This window comes from Pantoea sp. X-Soil-ISGK-421, assembly GCF_059730785.1.
The window spans coordinates 809,895-827,322 of the sequence record NZ_AP035980.1 but is presented as its reverse complement, the minus strand read 5'-3'; the positions used below and the strand labels follow the sequence as shown (position 1 = coordinate 827,322).

At 58.4% G+C, this 17,428-nt stretch carries 14 protein-coding genes; all 14 read left to right on the top strand.

Features of this window, described 5'->3' with window-relative positions:
* The first annotated feature begins 42 nt into the window (after window positions 1-42).
* The 14 genes from AC6I8K_RS22450 to AC6I8K_RS22385 all read left to right on the top strand — a co-directional run bounded on the left by AC6I8K_RS22450 (window position 43) and on the right by AC6I8K_RS22385 (window position 17,426).
* Window positions 43-933, top strand: coding sequence for a LysR substrate-binding domain-containing protein (locus tag AC6I8K_RS22450; protein ID WP_483818165.1), 891 nt, complete (start codon window positions 43-45; stop codon window positions 931-933).
* Between the two features lie 247 nt (window positions 934-1,180).
* Window positions 1,181-2,368, top strand: a complete 1,188-nt coding sequence (locus AC6I8K_RS22445; RefSeq protein ID WP_483818166.1) for a M20 metallopeptidase family protein — start codon at window positions 1,181-1,183, stop codon at window positions 2,366-2,368.
* Between the two features lie 21 nt (window positions 2,369-2,389).
* Window positions 2,390-3,238, top strand: a complete 849-nt coding sequence (locus AC6I8K_RS22440; RefSeq protein WP_196762390.1) for a transporter substrate-binding domain-containing protein — start codon at window positions 2,390-2,392, stop codon at window positions 3,236-3,238.
* Window positions 3,239-3,250: 12 nt separating this feature from the next.
* On the top strand, window positions 3,251-3,970 hold the full coding sequence (locus AC6I8K_RS22435; protein WP_008109228.1) for an ABC transporter permease: 720 nt from the start codon (window positions 3,251-3,253) through the stop codon (window positions 3,968-3,970).
* A gap of 9 nt (window positions 3,971-3,979) precedes the next feature.
* Window positions 3,980-4,666 (top strand): ABC transporter permease, encoded by a 687-nt coding sequence (locus tag AC6I8K_RS22430; protein WP_483818167.1) that lies wholly within the window; start codon window positions 3,980-3,982, stop codon window positions 4,664-4,666.
* On the top strand, window positions 4,663-5,439 hold the full coding sequence (locus tag AC6I8K_RS22425) for an ABC transporter ATP-binding protein (protein ID WP_064741357.1): 777 nt from the start codon (window positions 4,663-4,665) through the stop codon (window positions 5,437-5,439). The genes AC6I8K_RS22430 and AC6I8K_RS22425 overlap by 4 nt, the downstream gene beginning before the upstream one ends.
* Before the next feature lie 372 nt (window positions 5,440-5,811).
* Complete coding sequence (gene tssB, locus AC6I8K_RS22420) at window positions 5,812-6,309, top strand: type VI secretion system contractile sheath small subunit (RefSeq protein WP_497827647.1); 498 nt, start codon at window positions 5,812-5,814, stop codon at window positions 6,307-6,309.
* 29 nt (window positions 6,310-6,338) lie between these two features.
* The gene (gene tssC, locus AC6I8K_RS22415; protein ID WP_497827646.1) at window positions 6,339-7,886 is read left to right on the top strand and encodes a type VI secretion system contractile sheath large subunit; all 1,548 of its coding nucleotides are present in this window, start codon (window positions 6,339-6,341) and stop codon (window positions 7,884-7,886) included.
* Window positions 7,887-7,900: 14 nt separating this feature from the next.
* A complete protein-coding gene (tssK, locus tag AC6I8K_RS22410; RefSeq protein ID WP_497827645.1) occupies window positions 7,901-9,241 on the top strand; it encodes a type VI secretion system baseplate subunit TssK in 1,341 nt (446 codons plus the stop codon).
* Entirely contained in the window at window positions 9,238-9,912 is a 675-nt protein-coding gene (gene tssL, locus AC6I8K_RS22405) for a type VI secretion system protein TssL, short form (protein ID WP_497827644.1), read from the top strand. The genes tssK and tssL overlap by 4 nt, the downstream gene beginning before the upstream one ends.
* Complete coding sequence (locus tag AC6I8K_RS22400; RefSeq protein WP_497827643.1) at window positions 9,909-11,606, top strand: OmpA family protein; 1,698 nt, start codon at window positions 9,909-9,911, stop codon at window positions 11,604-11,606. The genes tssL and AC6I8K_RS22400 overlap by 4 nt, the downstream gene beginning before the upstream one ends.
* Window positions 11,607-11,610: 4 nt before the next feature.
* Complete coding sequence (hcp, locus tag AC6I8K_RS22395; protein ID WP_064741351.1) at window positions 11,611-12,102, top strand: type VI secretion system effector Hcp; 492 nt, start codon at window positions 11,611-11,613, stop codon at window positions 12,100-12,102.
* A 307-nt stretch (window positions 12,103-12,409) separates the two neighbouring features.
* Window positions 12,410-15,004 (top strand): type VI secretion system ATPase TssH, encoded by a 2,595-nt coding sequence (gene tssH / locus AC6I8K_RS22390; protein WP_497827642.1) that lies wholly within the window; start codon window positions 12,410-12,412, stop codon window positions 15,002-15,004.
* A 43-nt stretch (window positions 15,005-15,047) separates the two neighbouring features.
* Window positions 15,048-17,426: a type VI secretion system Vgr family protein gene (locus tag AC6I8K_RS22385; protein WP_497827641.1), complete on the top strand. Its 2,379-nt coding sequence runs from the start codon at window positions 15,048-15,050 to the stop codon at window positions 17,424-17,426.
* Window positions 17,427-17,428 lie beyond the last annotated feature (2 nt).

The window sequence follows — 17,428 nt, the reverse complement described above, 5'->3', positions numbered from 1 at the left end:
AGAGTCAGTCTGTTTGTCATTTGACGATAGGAAAACTACAGGATGAGTCAGGGATTTAACGCGCTACCCCCGCTTAATGCCTTAAAAGTGTTTGAGGCGGTGACGCGACACCTTAATTTTCGTCTGGCGGCGGAAGAGTTAGGCGTGACGCAGGGGGCGGTGGCACAGCAAATTCGCGGTCTGGAGGCCAGCCTTGGGCTAAAACTGTTTGAACGATTGCCGCGCACGCTGGCGCTGACCGGCGCGGGGGCGGGCTATGCAGTTAGCATTCGCCAGGCATTTGAGTTAATTGATGAGGCCACACGCACGCTGCGACCGGAGCCCAATCGTTTAACCCTGAGCGTAACGCCCACCTTTGCCAGTCGCTGGATGCTGCCGCGCTTACCTGGTTTTACTGCTGCGTGGCCAGATATCGATCTGCGCGTATTGGCCTCTGAGCGGCTGGTGCAGTTTCATCATGAAGGTGTCGATTTGGCGGTGCGTTACGGGCGGCCGCCATTTGGTGCCGGACTCGACGCCACCTTGCTGTTCAGCCAAACGGTATTGGCGGTAGTGAGTCCCACGCTACTGGCTGAAATGGGCGATCCAGCTGAAAGCGATCGCTGTCTGCGCTACGCCTTGTTGCACGATGGTCACCATCTGTGGCCGGTATTTCTCGCGTCTATCTTTCCCAATTTATCGCTGCATCATCAGCATCACCTGCGTTTCAATCAAACCGCGCTGGCGCTGGAGGCGGCGATCAGCGGGCAGGGCATCGCGCTGACCAGCCCGCATTTTGTGCAGAACGATCTGGCTAGCGGCCGTTTGGTACCCGCTTTCCGTCAACAAATGACCATGGATGCCGGTTGGTATCTGGTATGGCCGCGCCGTCCACGCGAGCCCGCGCCGGTTTTGGCGGTACGCGACTGGCTTCTGACACAGGTTAACGGCTGATTGGCTAAATTTCGAAATCAGTAAAACTGATGATCCGCGATGGATCATGAATGTTATAACTGCTTAATGATGCAGACGTGGGTTTTTATCCTGTCAAGGCAGTGAATTAGCAAAATATTGCTTAAATTCAGCAAGTAAACAAATGGATGGCGCGTTGCATTCTGCCGATTGCTGTGAATAAATACAGAGTCAATTTTAATAAAAATGCCATTAAGGCCAGGCTCGCGCCTGAGAAAGATCATTTCCTATGACCGATCATAAAGATGTTTTAGCCAGGGACATCAGCGCCAGAAGTGAAAGTATGCAGGCGCATCTCATCGCCATTCGCCGTGATATTCACGCGCATCCGGAGCTGGGTTTCGACACCATTCGCACTGCCCACATCGTAGAGCAGGAGTTGCTGCGCCTGGGTCTGACGCCGAAAACCGGCGTCGGCAGAACCGGCGTAATGGTCGATATTGTTGGCGCGCATCCCGGCAAAACCGTGCTATTGCGCGCCGATATGGATGCGTTGCCGATTCACGAACAAACGGGCTTACCGTTCAGCAGCCACTATCCCGGTAAAATGCACGCCTGCGGCCACGATATTCATACCGCGACCATGCTGGGTGTGGCGGCGATTGTGCCGCACTACCGCGCACAACTGCATGGCACTTTGCGGCTAATTTTCCAGCCAGCGGAAGAGACGCCAGACAGCGGTGCCGAAGCGATGATCGCTGATGGTGCGGCCGACGGCGTCGATCTCGCCATCACCCTGCACAATAAGCCGGAACTGGCCGCGGGCGAAATTGGCCTGACGCGCGGTGCCAGCACCGCTTCCAGCGACGAATTTGATGTGGTGGTACACGGCAAATCAACGCACGCTGCCCGTCCGCACATGGGTACCGATCCGATCATTGCCGCAGTGAATCTGGTCAGTCAGTTGCAAACCATTATTTCGCGCGAACTCGATCCAGCCAATTCGGCGGTGCTGACCATCGGCCACATTCATGGCGGCACCACCCACAACATCATCTCTGATAGCTGCCTGATTCAGGGCACGGTGCGCGCCAAATCTCCGGCGGCACGGGCGCATATCGAAGAGGCATTCAAACGTATCTGTGCTGGCGTAGCGCTCTCTCTGAATGTGCGCGTTGAGGTCAATTACCAGCGCGGCGTTCCGCCGTTGATGAACGACGAGGCGCTTATTGATGCGCTGGAACCGATTTTGTCGCATCAATTTGGTAAACCGATCGTCGCTAAACCGAGCGCCAGCTTTGGTGCCGAAGATTTCTCGCTGTTTACCGAGCGCGCGCCAGGTTGCCAGATCCACATTGGATCCGGCGCACCGGGACGCGACGACCATCTGCACAATTCGGATTATCAACCCGACGAGCGCAGTATCCATAGCGGCACGCAGGCATTAGCCCGTTTAGCCATTGATTTACTTTCTTAAAATAACGAACTCTGAGGTCTTATGATGATGCGTAAAGGACTGTTTACCGCTTCTGTGGGCATGCTGCTGCTTGCCTCATCCGCTCTGGTGCAGGCTAAAGATTTTGGCACGCTGAAATTCGCGACTGAAGCTGCTTATCCGCCGTTTAACCAATCCACGCCCAACGGCAAAATCGTCGGTTATGAGCCAGATATGGTGGCTGAAATCGCCAAACGTGCCGGTTTTAAATATGAAATCGTGGCGCAGAAATGGTCCGGTATGATTCCGGGGTTAGTCGACGGTAAATATGACGCAGTGATCGATGCTGTGACCGTGACGCCTAAGCGTGAAGAAGTGGTGGATTTCTCGCGCCAGTACACCGTGAGTATTTCGGGTTTCGTCACCCTGAAAGGCAGCGCGGTTGATACATTGCCGGGCAATGGCGAAGTGGTACTGGCGGATGATGAAGCTGCTATGACCAAATCAATTGATGCGCTGAAAGCCAAATTCAAAGGCAAAACCATCGCGGTGCAGGTTGCCACCATTCAGGCTGATTTCCTGAACAAATATCTGGCGGATGTGGCAACGATTCGTACTTATCAGGCCGGTCCGGAAACGTTCGCCGATCTGCTGAATGGTCGCGTTGATGCGGTCATGGCGTCTCGCACTAACCTCAATGCCTATGTGAAAAAGCATGCGGATACCGTGAACAGTACCGGTTACGGTTTCTCCGGTGGCGTGCTGGGCCAGGGTTCGGCTATCGCGATTCAGAAAAACAATCCTGAATTGAAGGCGGCGCTGGATAACGCGTTAAATTCAATGATCAAAGATGGCACGCTGAAGCAGCTGTCTGAAAAATGGTTCGGCGAAAACGTCGCACCTAAAGAGTAATTCCAGGCGCTTATGGCTATTGATTGGCAAATCTTAGGTTTTGGTGATGAAGGCTGGGGCGGCGTGTTGCTTAACGCCGCCACGGTGACCGTCACCGTTTCATTATGTGCATGGTTGCTGGGCGCTATCCTCGGCAGCTTACTATGCTGGATGCAGATTGGGGGTGGGCGTTGGCAGCAACGCCTCGCCAACGGCTACATCACGCTGTTTCGTGGTGTGCCGGAGCTGCTGGTGATCTACCTGTTCTATTTTGGTGGACGTCAGGTGGTGTCGTTTGTGGGGGAAAGTCTTGGCCTGCAAGGACCGTTTGATGTGAACGGCTTTGTTGCTGGCGCGATCGCCATCGGCCTGATCTCCGGCGCTTATCAAAGTAGTGTGTTCCGCGGTGCGTTCTACGCGATTCCGAAAGGAACGCTTGAAGCCGCCACGGTAACGGGCATGGGACGTTTGATGCTGTTTCGCCGCATGATTGTGCCCCAGGCGCTGAAAACTGCGCTACCGGGCATGGGTAATCAGTGGCAATCGGTGATCAAGGAGTCGGCGCTAGTTTCCGTCACCGGCTTGGTGGAAACCATGAACCAAATCTCCACTGCCTCGAACTCCACACAGATGCCGTTCTTCTTCTACAGCGTTGGTGCGGTGATCTACCTGATCATTACCACCTGTTCCGATTTTGTTTTCCGCTATGTGGAAAAAGTGGCCATGCGCGGGCAACAACGCGCGCGGTTGTAAGGAGCCACGATGGATGTCACTTTCCTGCAGCACACCTTAGCTGCTTTGCTGCGCGGTCTGCCGTTAACGCTTAATCTGGCGCTGCTATCGCTGTTGGGCGGCGGCGTACTGGCGTTACTGCTCAATTTACTGCGGCAGAATCGTCTGGGTAGTTACGTTACGCGTTTCTACGTCTGGGTATTTCGCGGCACGCCGCTGCTGATACAGATCTTTATGATCTATTACGGCCTCGGCAGCTTGCCTGCGGTGCGTGAAAGCGTGCTGTGGCCGTTGCTGCGCGATCCTTACTGGTGCGGCTTGATTGCGCTGGTGCTTAACGATGCGGCTTACACTTCGGAAATCTTGCGCGGTGGCCTCAATGCGGTGAGCGTGCAGTCGCTGGAAGCGGCCAAAGTGAGCGGCATGTCGCGTTTCACCACACTGCGGCGTATCACGTTGCCGCTGGCGGTGCGTCAGGCGCTGCCAGCTTACAGCAATGAAATTATCTCGATGATAAAGTCGACTTCCCTGGTCAGCACCATCAGCCTGATGGAAATGACCGGCATTGCCGACTCGATTGTCTCTGAGACTTTCCGCGCGCTGGAAGTGTTTATCAGCGCAGCGATTATCTATCTGCTACTGACCGTGCTGGTGAGTAAAGCGGTGGCGCTGCTGGAGCGTCGTTTGTCCCCTTATCAGGTTGGAGCACGTCCATGAGTAAACCCACTATCGCCCTGAGCCATCTCAGAAAAAGTTATAGCGGGCACGAAGTACTGCACGACATCAGTTTAACGGCTCAGGATGGCGACGTGATTTCGCTGATTGGCGCCAGCGGTTCAGGCAAGAGCACCTTGCTGCGCTGCATTCCGTTTTTGGAAGTGCCGCAGGGTGGGGAAATAGCGGTGGGTGACGAAGTGGTCACTATCGATAATCCTGATGAAAAGCTGAGCCGTGAACAGCAGCGCCGCATCAAATTGATGCGTATGCAGCTCGGCTTTGTCTTCCAGGGCTTCAACCTTTGGCCACACAAAACCGTGTTGCAGAACATCATCGAAGCGCCGATTCATGTGCAGAAGCGCAGCAGTAAAGAGGCAATTGAAGAGGCTGAAGCGCTGTTACAAAAAGTCGGGCTGTACGAGAAGCGCAACGCCTGGCCATCGCAGCTTTCCGGGGGACAGCAACAGCGCGTGGCGATTGCCCGTGCGCTGGCGCAGCAGCCGAAAGCGATTCTGTTTGATGAACCGACCTCAGCGCTTGATCCCGAGTTGGTGGGCGAAGTGCTGCGCGTGATTCGTAGCCTGGCGGAGGAGGGGCGCACCATGATTATCGTGACGCACGAAATGGGCTTTGCACGCGATGTGTCTAACAAAGCGGTGTTTCTGCATCAGGGCAAAATTGAGGAAGCCGGTTCGCCGCAGCAAGTATTCAGTGATCCTCTCTCTGCGCGCTGTCGCGCATTTGTAAGTAGTCACTTACAGCGTAATAGTTAACCTGCCAGGATAAAATTCCTCCCTAAGGCACCCGCTTATAGTGTGAGCGGGTGCCTTCTCTTTGTCGCTGATATCTCTCCCCCAACTGCCTCTAAAAAAAGTTAGCAACGTTAAATTATTGATTGATGTAAACGTTTCACCTGGATTAGATCTGCCTGGCCTGAAAACTTTATTTTGAGATTTATCCTGGGCCCTGTCTCATCTCCCATCAGTGATTTAATCTAAATCATCAGAAATTTCCTATATAAATCAGATCGAAAAGATCACTTTGCCTGATTGCCTTCCTAAAATATCAGCTATATATTCGCGCGGTAACACACAGGGAAAGTGTGCCTACGCGTGCTTTCCGCGCCATTTTTACAAGGAGTAAACATGAGCAACTCTTATCAGAATGAAATCCCTAAAGCACGTATCAATTTGAAGCTTGACCTGCATACGGGCGGTTCGGCTAAGAAAACTGAGCTTCCCCTTAAACTGCTGGTCACCGGCGATTTCAGCAACGGTGCGGAAGGCCGTCCGCTGTCTGAGCGTGAAAAAATCAACGTAAACAAAAACAACTTCAACAGCGTGCTGGCCGATATCGCGCCTGCGGTGTCCTTTGCCGTACCGAATACGCTGGCCGGCGACGGTAGCGAAGAGAACGTGGCGCTTAATTTCCGCGACATTAAAGACTTCGAGCCGGAGCAAGTTGCCCGTCAAATCCCGCAGCTGCGCGCCATGCTGGCGATGCGCAATCTGCTGCGCGACCTCAAATCTAACCTGCTGGATAACGTCACCTTCCGCAAAGAGCTGGAAGCCATCCTGAAAGATCCGGCACTCAGCGACGAACTGCGCAGCGAGCTGTCTGCGTTAGCCACCGATCAAGCCTGATTATCCCCGTAACGGACTATAGAGAGAGAATGCTGATGTCAGTTCAGAATGAAACCCATGCCAATGGCGCAACCACCGTGCTGGATCGCCCTGCTGCGGGCGGCGTATACGCTTCACTGTTTGAAAAAATCAACCTCAATCCAGTGTCAGAGCTGAGTGACCTCAATGTCTGGCAGGACAATCAGGCGATGTCTGATGCTACCGCCGACGAGCGCGTCACCGCCGCGATGCAGGTGTTCCTGACGCGCCTGAAAATCAGCGGTGCGAAAGTCGAAAAGCTGGATAAAAACCTGCTGGATCATCACATCGCCGAGCTGGACCGCCAGATCAGCCGCCAGCTGGACGCGGTGATGCATCACGATGAATTCCAGAAGGTGGAATCAGCGTGGCGCGGCCTGAAGTCTCTGGTGGATAAAACCGACTTCCGTCAGAACGTAAAAATTGAAGTGCTGGACGTGTCGAAAGACGATTTGCGTCAGGACTTCGAAGATGCGCCGGAAATCATCCAGAGCGGCCTTTACTTGCAAACTTATGTAGCTGAATACGACACGCCGGGCGGCGAGCCGATTGGCGCGGTAATTTCTGCTTATGAATTCGACGCCTCCGCGCAGGACGTGGCGCTGCTGCGCAATCTGTCAAAAGTGGCGGCCTCGGCGCACATGCCGTTCATCGGATCGGTCGGCCCGCAGTTCTTCCTGAAAGAGTCGATGGAAGAGGTGGCTGCCATCAAAGATATCGGCAACTACTTTGACCGCGCCGAATACATTAAATGGAAGTCGTTCCGCGATACCGACGATTCCCGCTATATCGGCCTGACCATGCCGCGCGTGCTGGGTCGTCTGCCGTACGGTCCGGACACCGTGCCGGTGCGCAGCTTCAACTATATCGAAGAAGTGAAAGGCCCGGACCACGATAAATACCTGTGGACTAACGCCTCGTTCGCCTTCGCCGCCAACATGGTGCAGAGCTTCATTAGCAACGGCTGGTGCGTGCAAATTCGCGGCCCGCAGGCGGGCGGCGCGGTGCAGGATCTGCCGATCCATCTCTACGATCTCGGCACCGGTAACCAGGTGAAAATCCCGTCTGAGGTGATGATCCCGGAAACCCGCGAGTTCGAGTTCGCTAACCTCGGCTTTATCCCGCTTTCCTACTACAAGAACCGCGATTACGCCTGCTTCTTCTCGGCCAACTCGACGCAAAAACCGGCAATCTACGACACCGCCGATGCCACCGCTAACAGCCGCATCAATGCGCGTCTGCCGTACATCTTCCTGCTGTCACGCATCGCGCACTACCTGAAGCTGATCCAGCGCGAAAACATCGGCACCACCAAAGATCGTCGCCTGCTGGAGCTGGAGCTGAACACCTGGGTCAGCACGCTGGTGACCGAGATGACCGATCCGGGTGACGAGCTGCAATCCTCACACCCGCTGCGCGATGCGAAGGTGCTGGTGGAAGATATCGAAGACAACCCGGGCTTCTTCCGCGTCAAGCTGTTCGCTATCCCGCACTTCCAGGTGGAAGGCATGGACGTGAACCTGTCGCTGGTGTCGCAGATGCCAAAAGCTAAAGCGTAAGGCGGCGATAAGGGATGAAAACAGAACAACCACTCTGGGGCCGGGGCACCATGATCTCGCCCCAGCACTTTCAGCAGCAGTTCGCCTGGCAGGCGTGGCACAGCGAGTGCATTGCGCGCATGGGACTTAACCAACCTTGGGGCGTGCTGCAGGCGGAGTTTGAGCCGGACGCGCTGAAGCTTGGCCGACTCAAGCCGCGTCATCTGCATCTGCGCTTTCGCGACGGCACGCTGGTCGATACCTATAACGCCGATCCGCTGCCACCGACGCTGACACTTGAGGCGGAGCAGAAGGTAGTGACGGTTGTTCTGGCGCTGCCGCAACTCTATGCCAACGGCGGCAACTGCCTGCAGGAGAGCGACGTGGCCGAGCGACCGGTGCGCTTCCGCCAGCGCTGGCGCGATATCCGCAACCTGTTCGGGGATGACACCCGTCAGGTTGCGGTATTACAGCCTGAACTAACGCTGCGTTATGCACATCAGGACAACAGCGACTGGCTGACCTGCCCCGTGGCGCGTCTGCAGCAGGATGCGCAGGGCGGCTGGGGGCTGGACAGCCAGTTCCTGCCGCCACTTTTGACGCTGCAATCCAGCCCGTGGCTGGTGACAGCACTTGAACAGCTGGTGACGCAGCTGCGTGCCCGTCTGGTACGGCTGATGTCGATGCGCCGCGAAAGCAACCAGCGCATGGCCGATTTTGCCGTCGCCGATGTATCGCTGTTCTGGCTGCTTAACGCGCTCAACACCGCCGAACCGCTGCTGGCTGATTTTCTACGCCATCCGCAAAGCCCGCCGGAACGGCTTTATCCGGAGCTGGCAAGGCTGGCGGGCAGTTTGCTGACGTTCTCGCTGGAGCATCAGGTGAAGGCCATCCCGGCTTACCGGCATGACAACCTCAATGAAGTATTTCCGCCGCTGTTCAGCCTGCTCGGCACGCTGCTGGAAGCTAGCCTGCCGTCGCGCATGGTGGCGATAGAGATGAGCCACGATCGCCGGCTGCGTCAGTGGCAGGCGCGTCTCAACGATCCGCGTCTGCGCGAGGAAGCCGACTTCTACCTGTCAGTGCGCTCGCCACTGCCGGTGGCGCAGCTGCAGGAACAGTTCCCGCGCCAGTGCAAAGTGGGCAGCCCCGATGACGTCATCGCGCTGGTAAACAGCTCGCAGTTGGGGATCCCACTGAAGCCGCTCAGCCATGTGCCGGCCGCCATTCCGCTGCGACTGGAAAACCAGTATTTCTCGCTGGATCTGTCGCATCCGGCGGCACGCGCCATGCTCGAGAGCGGCAGCTGCATGTTTTATGTCCCCGGCACGCTGGGTGATCCGGAACTGGAACTCTTCGCGGTGCTGAGATCATGAATACGACATCACAACCTCCTGATATTGATGCGCTGCTGCAAAACACCTGGCTGCAGGTGATCAGCCTGCGTCATGGCCCGACATTTTCCGACGGCGAAGGGCTGACGCTGTGGCAGCGCTGCGTCGCTGATGCGGAGCGCGTGCAGCTGGCGCTGCGTGAAGCGGGCGTCAGCCGCGAGAGCTGCCATAACATTCTGCTGGCGCAGTGCGCACTGCTGGATGAGGCGGTGAAAGGACGCGGCGTGCAGGATGATGCCTGCCTGCAGTGGTATCACATGCCACTGCAGGGCCATTTTTTACAAACCATGGACGCGGGTGAAACGCTGTGCGATCGCATGCAGCAGGTTCTCGCACAGCCGGAAGCCGACGAGAGGGTGCTAACCTGCTTTCATCGCGTGATGCTGCTGGGTTTTCTCGGCGGTTATGTGTCTACCGATACGCCTGCGCGCCAGCAACTGGTAAGTGCGCTGACTAAACGTGTCCCCCCTTTCACGCGTGCGGCGGATGCACCGTTGTTATCGCTGGCAAGCGGTGGCTTGCGCACAGGCTGGCTCAGTAGCTGGCCTGCACGTCTTGGTCTGACCGCGCTGCTGCTGGCTGCGCTGTGGTGGGGACTGAATCACTGGCTCGATCACCTCATCACGACACTGCTGCCCGGAGTCAAAGGATGAAGCCGCTGCTTCCACGCCTGCTGGTGCTCTGGATCTGGCTGCTTGCGGCGGTGCTGTGCACGCAGTTTCTGAGCTTTGCGCGCAGCAGCGATTTCCTCGTGTTGCTGGCGATACTGATGCTGACTGGCACGGTAACGTTCAGAGTGCTGCGCCGCCGCAGGCAAGGGGTGAGTCAGGAATGGACGGATTTACCCGATGCAGCCTATCGGCAGCCGGTGGTGCTGTGCTGCGATGCAAGTGGCCTGTCAGACGAGGAAGTGGTACGTGTTCTGCCGCAGGGCTGTTTTATTCGCGTGGGTGACAGCAGTGAACTGCAACACAGCGTGCGCCAGCTGCTGCTGCAACGCCCTGACTGGGGCCGGCAGATTTCCATTTCTCTGAGTATTAGCCCGCAGCAACATCAGGAAAGCACGGTGCTGGAAAATGCGCTGTTCGCGCTGCGCTGGCAAATCGCGCTGCTGCGCCGTGAAACACGCCAGTCGCTGCCGCTACTGCTCAATGTCGGCATTGCCGGCGAGATGACGCAGTGCGCCGAACCGCTCTGGCAGGTTCATCTGGCGGGAAACAGCCCACAAATCTGGCTGGATGACGCCTCGCCGCGCTGCACCAGCGAATGGCTGCAGTCGGGGGGCAGCGTGGCGATGCAGCAGCAGGTCCTGCTCAACTCGCTGGATGCGTGGGCGCGTCAGCATGTGTTACGCGTGCTGACGGAGACGCACAGTGATGTCGCCGCCGTGATACCCGCCGCATGTGTATTGCAGCTGCAACCCGCCACGCCTGGCACTGGCAATGACGCTCTGTGGTGCGCCTGGCTGTGGCAGCACACCTCCATCCGCAGCGCCGGTGCCGCAGCGAATACGCCCGTCATCCTTCCCGACTTTATTCTTCCGCTGCTTCCAGCAGGCCATGGCGTGACGCCCGGAACCCGCGCATTGCGCATCGCGATCACGGCCTTCGCCATTGCCGCTGTGATCGCACTCTGTGCGGTGGCCTGGAATAACCAGTCGATGATCCGTCGCATCGTATTCGACCTCGAACACTACAACCGCATTGCCATGAACGACTACGTGCCGAAGCTTGCTGCTGTGCAGGTACTGCGCGAGGACGCCAGCCAGCTCGACGGCTATGCGCGTCAGGGTGCGCCGCTGCGCCTGGGGCTGGGACTGTATCAGGGTGGTCATCTGCGTCTGCCGGTGCTGCACGCCATCAGTTCATGGATTCCTGAACCTAAGCCTGAACCTAAACCTGTGCCGAAGCCCAAACCTCAGCCAACAGTGGTGCGTCTGGATGCGATGTCGCTGTTCGATTCCGGCAAATCCGATCTGAAAACGGGCTCGACCAAAGTGATGGTGAACGCGCTGGTCAACATCAAAGCGCGCGCGGGCTGGCTGATTGTAATCGCGGGTTATACCGACGATACCGGCCATCCGACGCTCAACCAGCGCCTGTCGCTGAAGCGCGCCGAAGCGGTACGCGACTGGATGCGCGATACCGGTGATGTGGATGAAAGCTGTTTCGCGGTGCAGGGCTTTGGCCAGAGTCGCCCAATGGCGTCCAACGATACCACCGAAGGCCGCGCAGCCAATCGGCGCGTTGAAATCAGTCTGGTTCCGCAGGCCGATGCCTGCCAGGCACCGGACGTAATCCCCCCGTCATCACAGGATGGTGACGGCAATCATGAAGAAAAGGAGTAACAACATGGCAATTCCGGTTTATCTGTGGCTGAAGGACGACGGCGGTGCGGACATCAAGGGATCGGTGGACGTGCAGGATCGTGAGGGCAGCATTGAGGTGGTGGCGCAGCAGCACAACCTCTACATCCCGACCGATAACAACACCGGCAAACTGACCGGCACGCGTATCCACACGCCGTTTCTGTTCACCAAGGAAATCGACTCGTCCAGCCCGTACCTCTACAAGGCGGTGACCACCGGTCAGACGCTGAAGTCGGCGGAGTTCAAATGGTACCGCATCAGCGATGCCGGCCAGGAAGTGGAGTACTTCAACACTAAGCTGGAGAACGTGAAGGTGGTGAAGGTCAATCCGGTGATGCATGACGTTAAGGACCCGTCCAAAGAGAAGCACAATCATCTGGAACAGATTGAGCTGCGCTACGAAAAAATCACCTGGACCTACAAAGACGGCAACATTATTCATTCGGACTCATGGAACGAACGCGCCACAGCCTGATTACGCGTCATATTTCGCGCTGTAGCGGCGTTGGCTGCGCTCGCGCACCCCGGTCACTTACTTATGTAAGCTCCCGGGGCTGCACTCACTTGCCGCCTTGCTCCAGCACGAACTATTTAGCGTAATCGCCAGCGTTGATCGTAGGGTCGCCATTTATGGCGACCCTAATACGCACCACGCCAGATGCCTGGTGATTCCATCTTCGACGGGTGAAACCACAAGTCATTTCACATCAGACCTGCTGACCTTATGCGCTTCGGTAAACGGCGACGGGCGGTAGCGTGCCCCTAATCAGGAGAATTTTGCTATGGACAGTCAGTCAGCCGCCTTGCTGCGTCGCCTTAACCCGTTCTGCGCGCAGGCGCTTGAAGCCGCCGCGTCGTTGTGCCAGACCCGCGCGCACGCCGAAATTCAGCCGGAACACTGGCTGCTCAAACTACTGGAACAGGGCGAGGGTGACATCACCGTGATCGCGAGACGCTACGAGTGGGATATGGACGCCATCTGGCAGGATTTGCTGGTGTTTCTCGACCGTCAGCCGCGCGCGGTGCGCGGGCGTCCCCAGCTCTCCGCTTCGCTCGAAAGCCTGCTAAAGCAGGCGTGGCTGATGGCGTCAATGCAGGACAACAATTCGCAAATCCGCAGCGTCCATCTGCTAATGGCGCTGGCCGAACAGCCGTCGCTGGTGCGTTGTGAAGGGCTGTGGTCGTTGCTGAGTCTGCGCATGAGCCAGCTGGAACGTCTGCAACCGATGCTGGAAGTGCAATCGGATGAACGCCCGGAGGCGGAGCCGGAGGAAATGCCGGTAAGCACGCTTCAGGATCCAGGCGCGATAAAAGCGCCAACCGCCGAAGCCCTTGCCCGCTTTACCCGCGACGTCACCGCCGACGCGCGCAGCGGCAAAATCGACCCGGTCTTGGGCCGCGACAACGAAATCCGCCAGATGGTGGATATCCTGTCGCGTCGCCGCAAGAACAACCCGATTCTGGTCGGCGAACCGGGCGTGGGTAAAACCGCGCTGGTGGAAGGGCTGGCGCTGCGCATTGCTGAGGGCAACGTGCCGGACAGCCTCAAACCGGTCAGCGTGCATACGCTGGATCTCGGTATGCTGCAGGCGGGCGCGGGCGTGAAGGGCGAGTTCGAACAGCGCCTGAAAAACATCATCACCGAAGTGCAGGCTGCGCCAGAGCCGGTGCTGCTGTTTATCGACGAGGCGCACACCCTTATCGGCGCAGGCAATCAGGCGGGCGGCGCGGACGCGGCCAATCTGCTGAAACCGGCGCTGGCGCGCGGCGAGCTGCGCACCATCGCGGCCACCACCTGGAGCGAGTACAAACAGTATTTCGAGAAAGACGCCGCGCTGGAGCGCCGCTTCCAGATGGTCAAAGTCGACGAGCCGGATGACGATACCGCCTGCCTGATGCTGCGCGGCCTGAAATCGCGCTACGCCGAACACCACGGCGTACACATTACCGACGCGGCGGTACGCGCCGCCGTCACGCTGTCGCGCCGCTACCTCACCGGACGCCAGCTGCCGGACAAGGCGGTTGACCTGCTCGACACCGCCGCCGCACGCGTGCGCATGAGCCAGGACACCACGCCGGAAGCCATTACACGCTTAACAGCGAAGCTCGACGCGCTGAACATTGAACAGCGCGCCATTCTTGATGATGAAGCGCTCGGCGGCACCATCCCGCAGGAGCGCCTGGCCGAAATCGCCGGCCTGATTGCGGTAACCGATGAAGAGCTGGAGGCGCTGGAGCAGCGTTTCGGCATCGTGCAGTCGCTGATGCATGAGCTGCTGGAAGGTCGCAAGGACGCTAGCCAGCGCAGCGCCATCACACAGCTCCAGACCGACCTCGACGCGCTGCAGCCCGGCGAGCCGCTGCTCACCGCCGACGTTGACGCGCGCATTGTGGCGGGCGTGATTGCCGACTGGACCGGCGTACCGCTCTCTTCATTAATGAAGAACGAGCAGGCGGAACTGCTGATGCTGGAAAGCCAGCTCGCCACGCGCGTGGTGGGCCAGGACGCGGCGCTTAGCGCCATCGCCCAGCGCCTGCGCGCCGCCAAAACTGGACTCACCTCGGAAAACGGCCCGCAGGGCGTGTTTCTGCTGGTCGGCACCAGCGGCACCGGCAAAACCGAAACCGCGCTGGCGCTGGCGGATGTGCTGTACGGCGGCGAGAAGTCGTTAATCACCATCAATCTCAGCGAGTATCAGGAAGCGCACACCGTCAGCCAGCTTAAAGGCTCGCCGCCGGGCTACGTCGGCTACGGCCAGGGCGGCATTCTCACCGAAGCGGTGCGCAAGCGCCCGTACAGCGTGGTGCTGCTCGACGAGGTGGAAAAAGCGCACCGCGACGTCATCAACCTGTTCTATCAGGTGTTTGACCGTGGCTTTATGCGCGACGGCGAAGGGCGCGAAATCGACTTCCGCAACACCGTCATTCTGATGACCTCGAATCTCGGCAGCGATTCGCTGATGCAGTTGCTGGAAGAAACCCCGGACGCCGCCGAATCCGAACTTCAGGCGTGCCTGCGACCGATCCTGCGTGACCACTTCCAGCCCGCGCTGCTGGCCCGCTTCCAGACGGTGATTTACCGCCCGCTGGTGCGCGAGGCGATGCGCATTATTGTGGAAATGAAGCTCAGGCAGGTCAGCCAGCGGCTGCAACGTCATTATGGCATCCGCACCACCATCGGCGAAGGTCTGTACGACATGCTCACCGACGCCTGTCTGCTGCCGGACACCGGCGCGCGCAACGTCGACAGCCTGCTTAATCAGCAGATTCTGCCGGTGCTGAGCCAGATGATTTTGCAGCACCGCGCCAGCGGCACCTTGAGCAACAGCCTGACGCTGGGTACCAGTGAAGAAGGCGATGTGACCTTTACGTTCTGAGTGAACGACGGTTTTCTGTACGCGGCAACAAAAGGATTTCACCATGACAGATACGGCCATTATCACCTTCAGCCACAGCCATCATCTGCTGAAAGTCACCGACAGCACCTCACCGCTGGACGTGCTCAGCTTCGAAGGAACAGAAGCGCTGAGTGCGCCGTTCAGCTGGCACATCATCTTCACCAGCACCGACAAAAATATCAGCCGCGAAGCGATGCTGCTGAAACCGGCGTCGCTGACGCTGCTGCCATCGCCGCAGAGCCTTAGCGAGCTGCTGCATAAAGCCGGGCCGCTGCGCGAGGTGCAGGGCATGGTCACCGGCTTTGATATGCTCGGCGCGTCTGCCGACGAAGCGCGCTACGCCATCACGCTGCAGCCGCGCCTGGCGCTGCTTTCCCGCACCCGACAGAACGCCATCTGGCAGGACATGTCGGTGCCGCAGATTGTCGAATCCATCCTGCGCGAGCGCCACGGCATGCGCGGGCAGGACTTTGTGTTCAACCTCGGCCGCGACTACCCGAAGCGCGAGCAGGTGATGCAGTTTGACGAAGACGACCTGCGCTTTGTTTCGCGCCTGCTGGCGGAGGTGGGCATCTGGTTCCGCTTCACCACCGACACGCGACTCAACATCGACGTGGTGGAGTTTTACGACGGCCCGCAGGGCTACGTGAACGGGCTGACGCTGCCCGCGGTGCCGCCGTCGGGCCTGCACGACAGCGGAGTGGAGTCGGTTTGGGCGATGGAAAGCCGCTACCGCGTGGTGGAGAAAACCGTCAGCACTCGCGACTACAACTACCGCGATGCCACCGCCGACATGAACGCGCGGGCCGACGTCACCGGCGGCGACGAGACCACTTACGGCGAAGCCTATCACTGGGCCGACAACTACCTGCAGGCGGGCGAGGCGTACAGCGCGACTCCCGCCACCGAGAGCGGCGCGTTCTACGCCCGGCTGCGCCACGAGCGCTACCTCAACGGTCAGGCGCAGCTGAGCGCCAGGTCCAGCAGCGCGGCGCTGATGCCGGGCGTGGTGGTGCGCGCCAGCGGCGGCAACGCGGCGGAGGCGTTCCGCAGCGGCGTGGTTATCACCTCGCTGGTCTGCCGCGCGGCGCGCGACAGCAGCATGGAAACCCTGTTTCAGGGCATCCCGGCGGAGGGCCGCTACAGCTACCGTCCGGAACCCGCGCCGCGCCCGGTGATGGCCGGCACCTTACCGGCGCGCATTACCAGCACCACCACCAACGACACCTACGGGCACATTGACCGCGACGGACGCTATCGCGTCAATATGCTGTTTGATCGTGCGGGCTGGGAAAGCGGGCATGAGAGCCTGTGGGTGCGCCAGTCGCGCCCGTTCGCCGGCGACACCTACGGCCTGCACCTGCCGCTGCTGGCGGGCACCGAGGTAGCGATTGGCTTTGAGCACGGCAACCCGGACCGTCCGTACATTGCCGGGGTGCTGCACGATTCGTCGCGTGCGGATCACGTCACCATCCGCAACTACAGGCGCAACGTGCTGCGCACGCCGTCGAACAACAAGCTGCGCCTCGACGACACGCGCGGCCAGGAGCACATCAAGCTCAGCACCGAGTACGGTGGTAAAAGCCAGCTTAACCTCGGGCATCTGGTGGACGGCGAAGGCCAGGCGCGCGGCGAGGGCTTCGAGCTGCGCACCGACAGTTGGGGCGCCATCCGCGCGAACAAAGGGCTGTTTATCAGCGCGGACGGACAGACGGCGGCGCAGGGTAATGCGCTGGAGATGAAACAACCCATCAGCCTGATGAAAGGGGCGGTCAATCAGCTCACTGAGTGGGGAAGTGTTACTCAGACACACCGGAGTTTTTCGCCGGACGTAGAGACACTGAAGTCCTTACATAAAAATGCAGATGAACTGAAAGGATCCGCGATGCTGATTAGCGCGCCGGAAGGGATCGGTGCAGTGACGCCAGAAGGGATGTTGTTTAACAGCGGTAAAGGCCTGTATTTACAGAGTCTTGGCGAAGTGAATCTCGCCAGTGCACAGCGACTGTCAGCGAATGCTTCGAAAGCAATATCGCTGCTTGCCCAGCAGGAAGGCATGCGTCTGGTCTCTGCAAAAGGCCCGCTTCAGGTGGAGTCACATGCCGACACGCTGTCTTTAACATCTCTTAAAGACGTCACGGTGCAATCCACACAAGGTCACCTGCAGCTCACGGCGAAAAATGGCATTACGATAGCAAGTGGTGGCGCATATATTCGCCTTTCACCAGCCGGTGAAATTGAAATTCATGGGCCGGGATTAATCAGTCTTAAAGGCCAACATGATTTCAATGGTCCTCAAAGTCAGGAGTTTCCATTACCTGAATTACCTGCATCGGTTTGTAAAGAGTGTCTCAAATTAGCTCAGCAACGGGCGCAAGGCTTTGTGCCGAGGGAGACGTAATT

Bases quoted from the DNA above. Each gene is read 5' to 3' on its own strand.
- tssK (WP_497827645.1), top strand. From the start codon at position 7,901: ATGAAAACAGAACAACCACTCTGGGGCCGGGGCACCATGATCTCGCCC.
- AC6I8K_RS22445 (WP_483818166.1), top strand. From the start codon at position 1,181: ATGACCGATCATAAAGATGTTTTAGCCAGGGACATCAGCGCCAGAAGT.
- tssL (WP_497827644.1), top strand. From the start codon at position 9,238: ATGAATACGACATCACAACCTCCTGATATTGATGCGCTGCTGCAAAAC.
- AC6I8K_RS22450 (WP_483818165.1), top strand. From the start codon at position 43: ATGAGTCAGGGATTTAACGCGCTACCCCCGCTTAATGCCTTAAAAGTG.
- AC6I8K_RS22385 (WP_497827641.1), top strand. From the start codon at position 15,048: ATGACAGATACGGCCATTATCACCTTCAGCCACAGCCATCATCTGCTG.
- AC6I8K_RS22440 (WP_196762390.1), top strand. From the start codon at position 2,390: ATGATGATGCGTAAAGGACTGTTTACCGCTTCTGTGGGCATGCTGCTG.
- AC6I8K_RS22430 (WP_483818167.1), top strand. From the start codon at position 3,980: ATGGATGTCACTTTCCTGCAGCACACCTTAGCTGCTTTGCTGCGCGGT.
- hcp (WP_064741351.1), top strand. From the start codon at position 11,611: ATGGCAATTCCGGTTTATCTGTGGCTGAAGGACGACGGCGGTGCGGAC.
- AC6I8K_RS22400 (WP_497827643.1), top strand. From the start codon at position 9,909: ATGAAGCCGCTGCTTCCACGCCTGCTGGTGCTCTGGATCTGGCTGCTT.
- AC6I8K_RS22425 (WP_064741357.1), top strand. From the start codon at position 4,663: ATGAGTAAACCCACTATCGCCCTGAGCCATCTCAGAAAAAGTTATAGC.
- tssH (WP_497827642.1), top strand. From the start codon at position 12,410: ATGGACAGTCAGTCAGCCGCCTTGCTGCGTCGCCTTAACCCGTTCTGC.
- tssB (WP_497827647.1), top strand. From the start codon at position 5,812: ATGAGCAACTCTTATCAGAATGAAATCCCTAAAGCACGTATCAATTTG.
- AC6I8K_RS22435 (WP_008109228.1), top strand. From the start codon at position 3,251: ATGGCTATTGATTGGCAAATCTTAGGTTTTGGTGATGAAGGCTGGGGC.
- tssC (WP_497827646.1), top strand. From the start codon at position 6,339: ATGCTGATGTCAGTTCAGAATGAAACCCATGCCAATGGCGCAACCACC.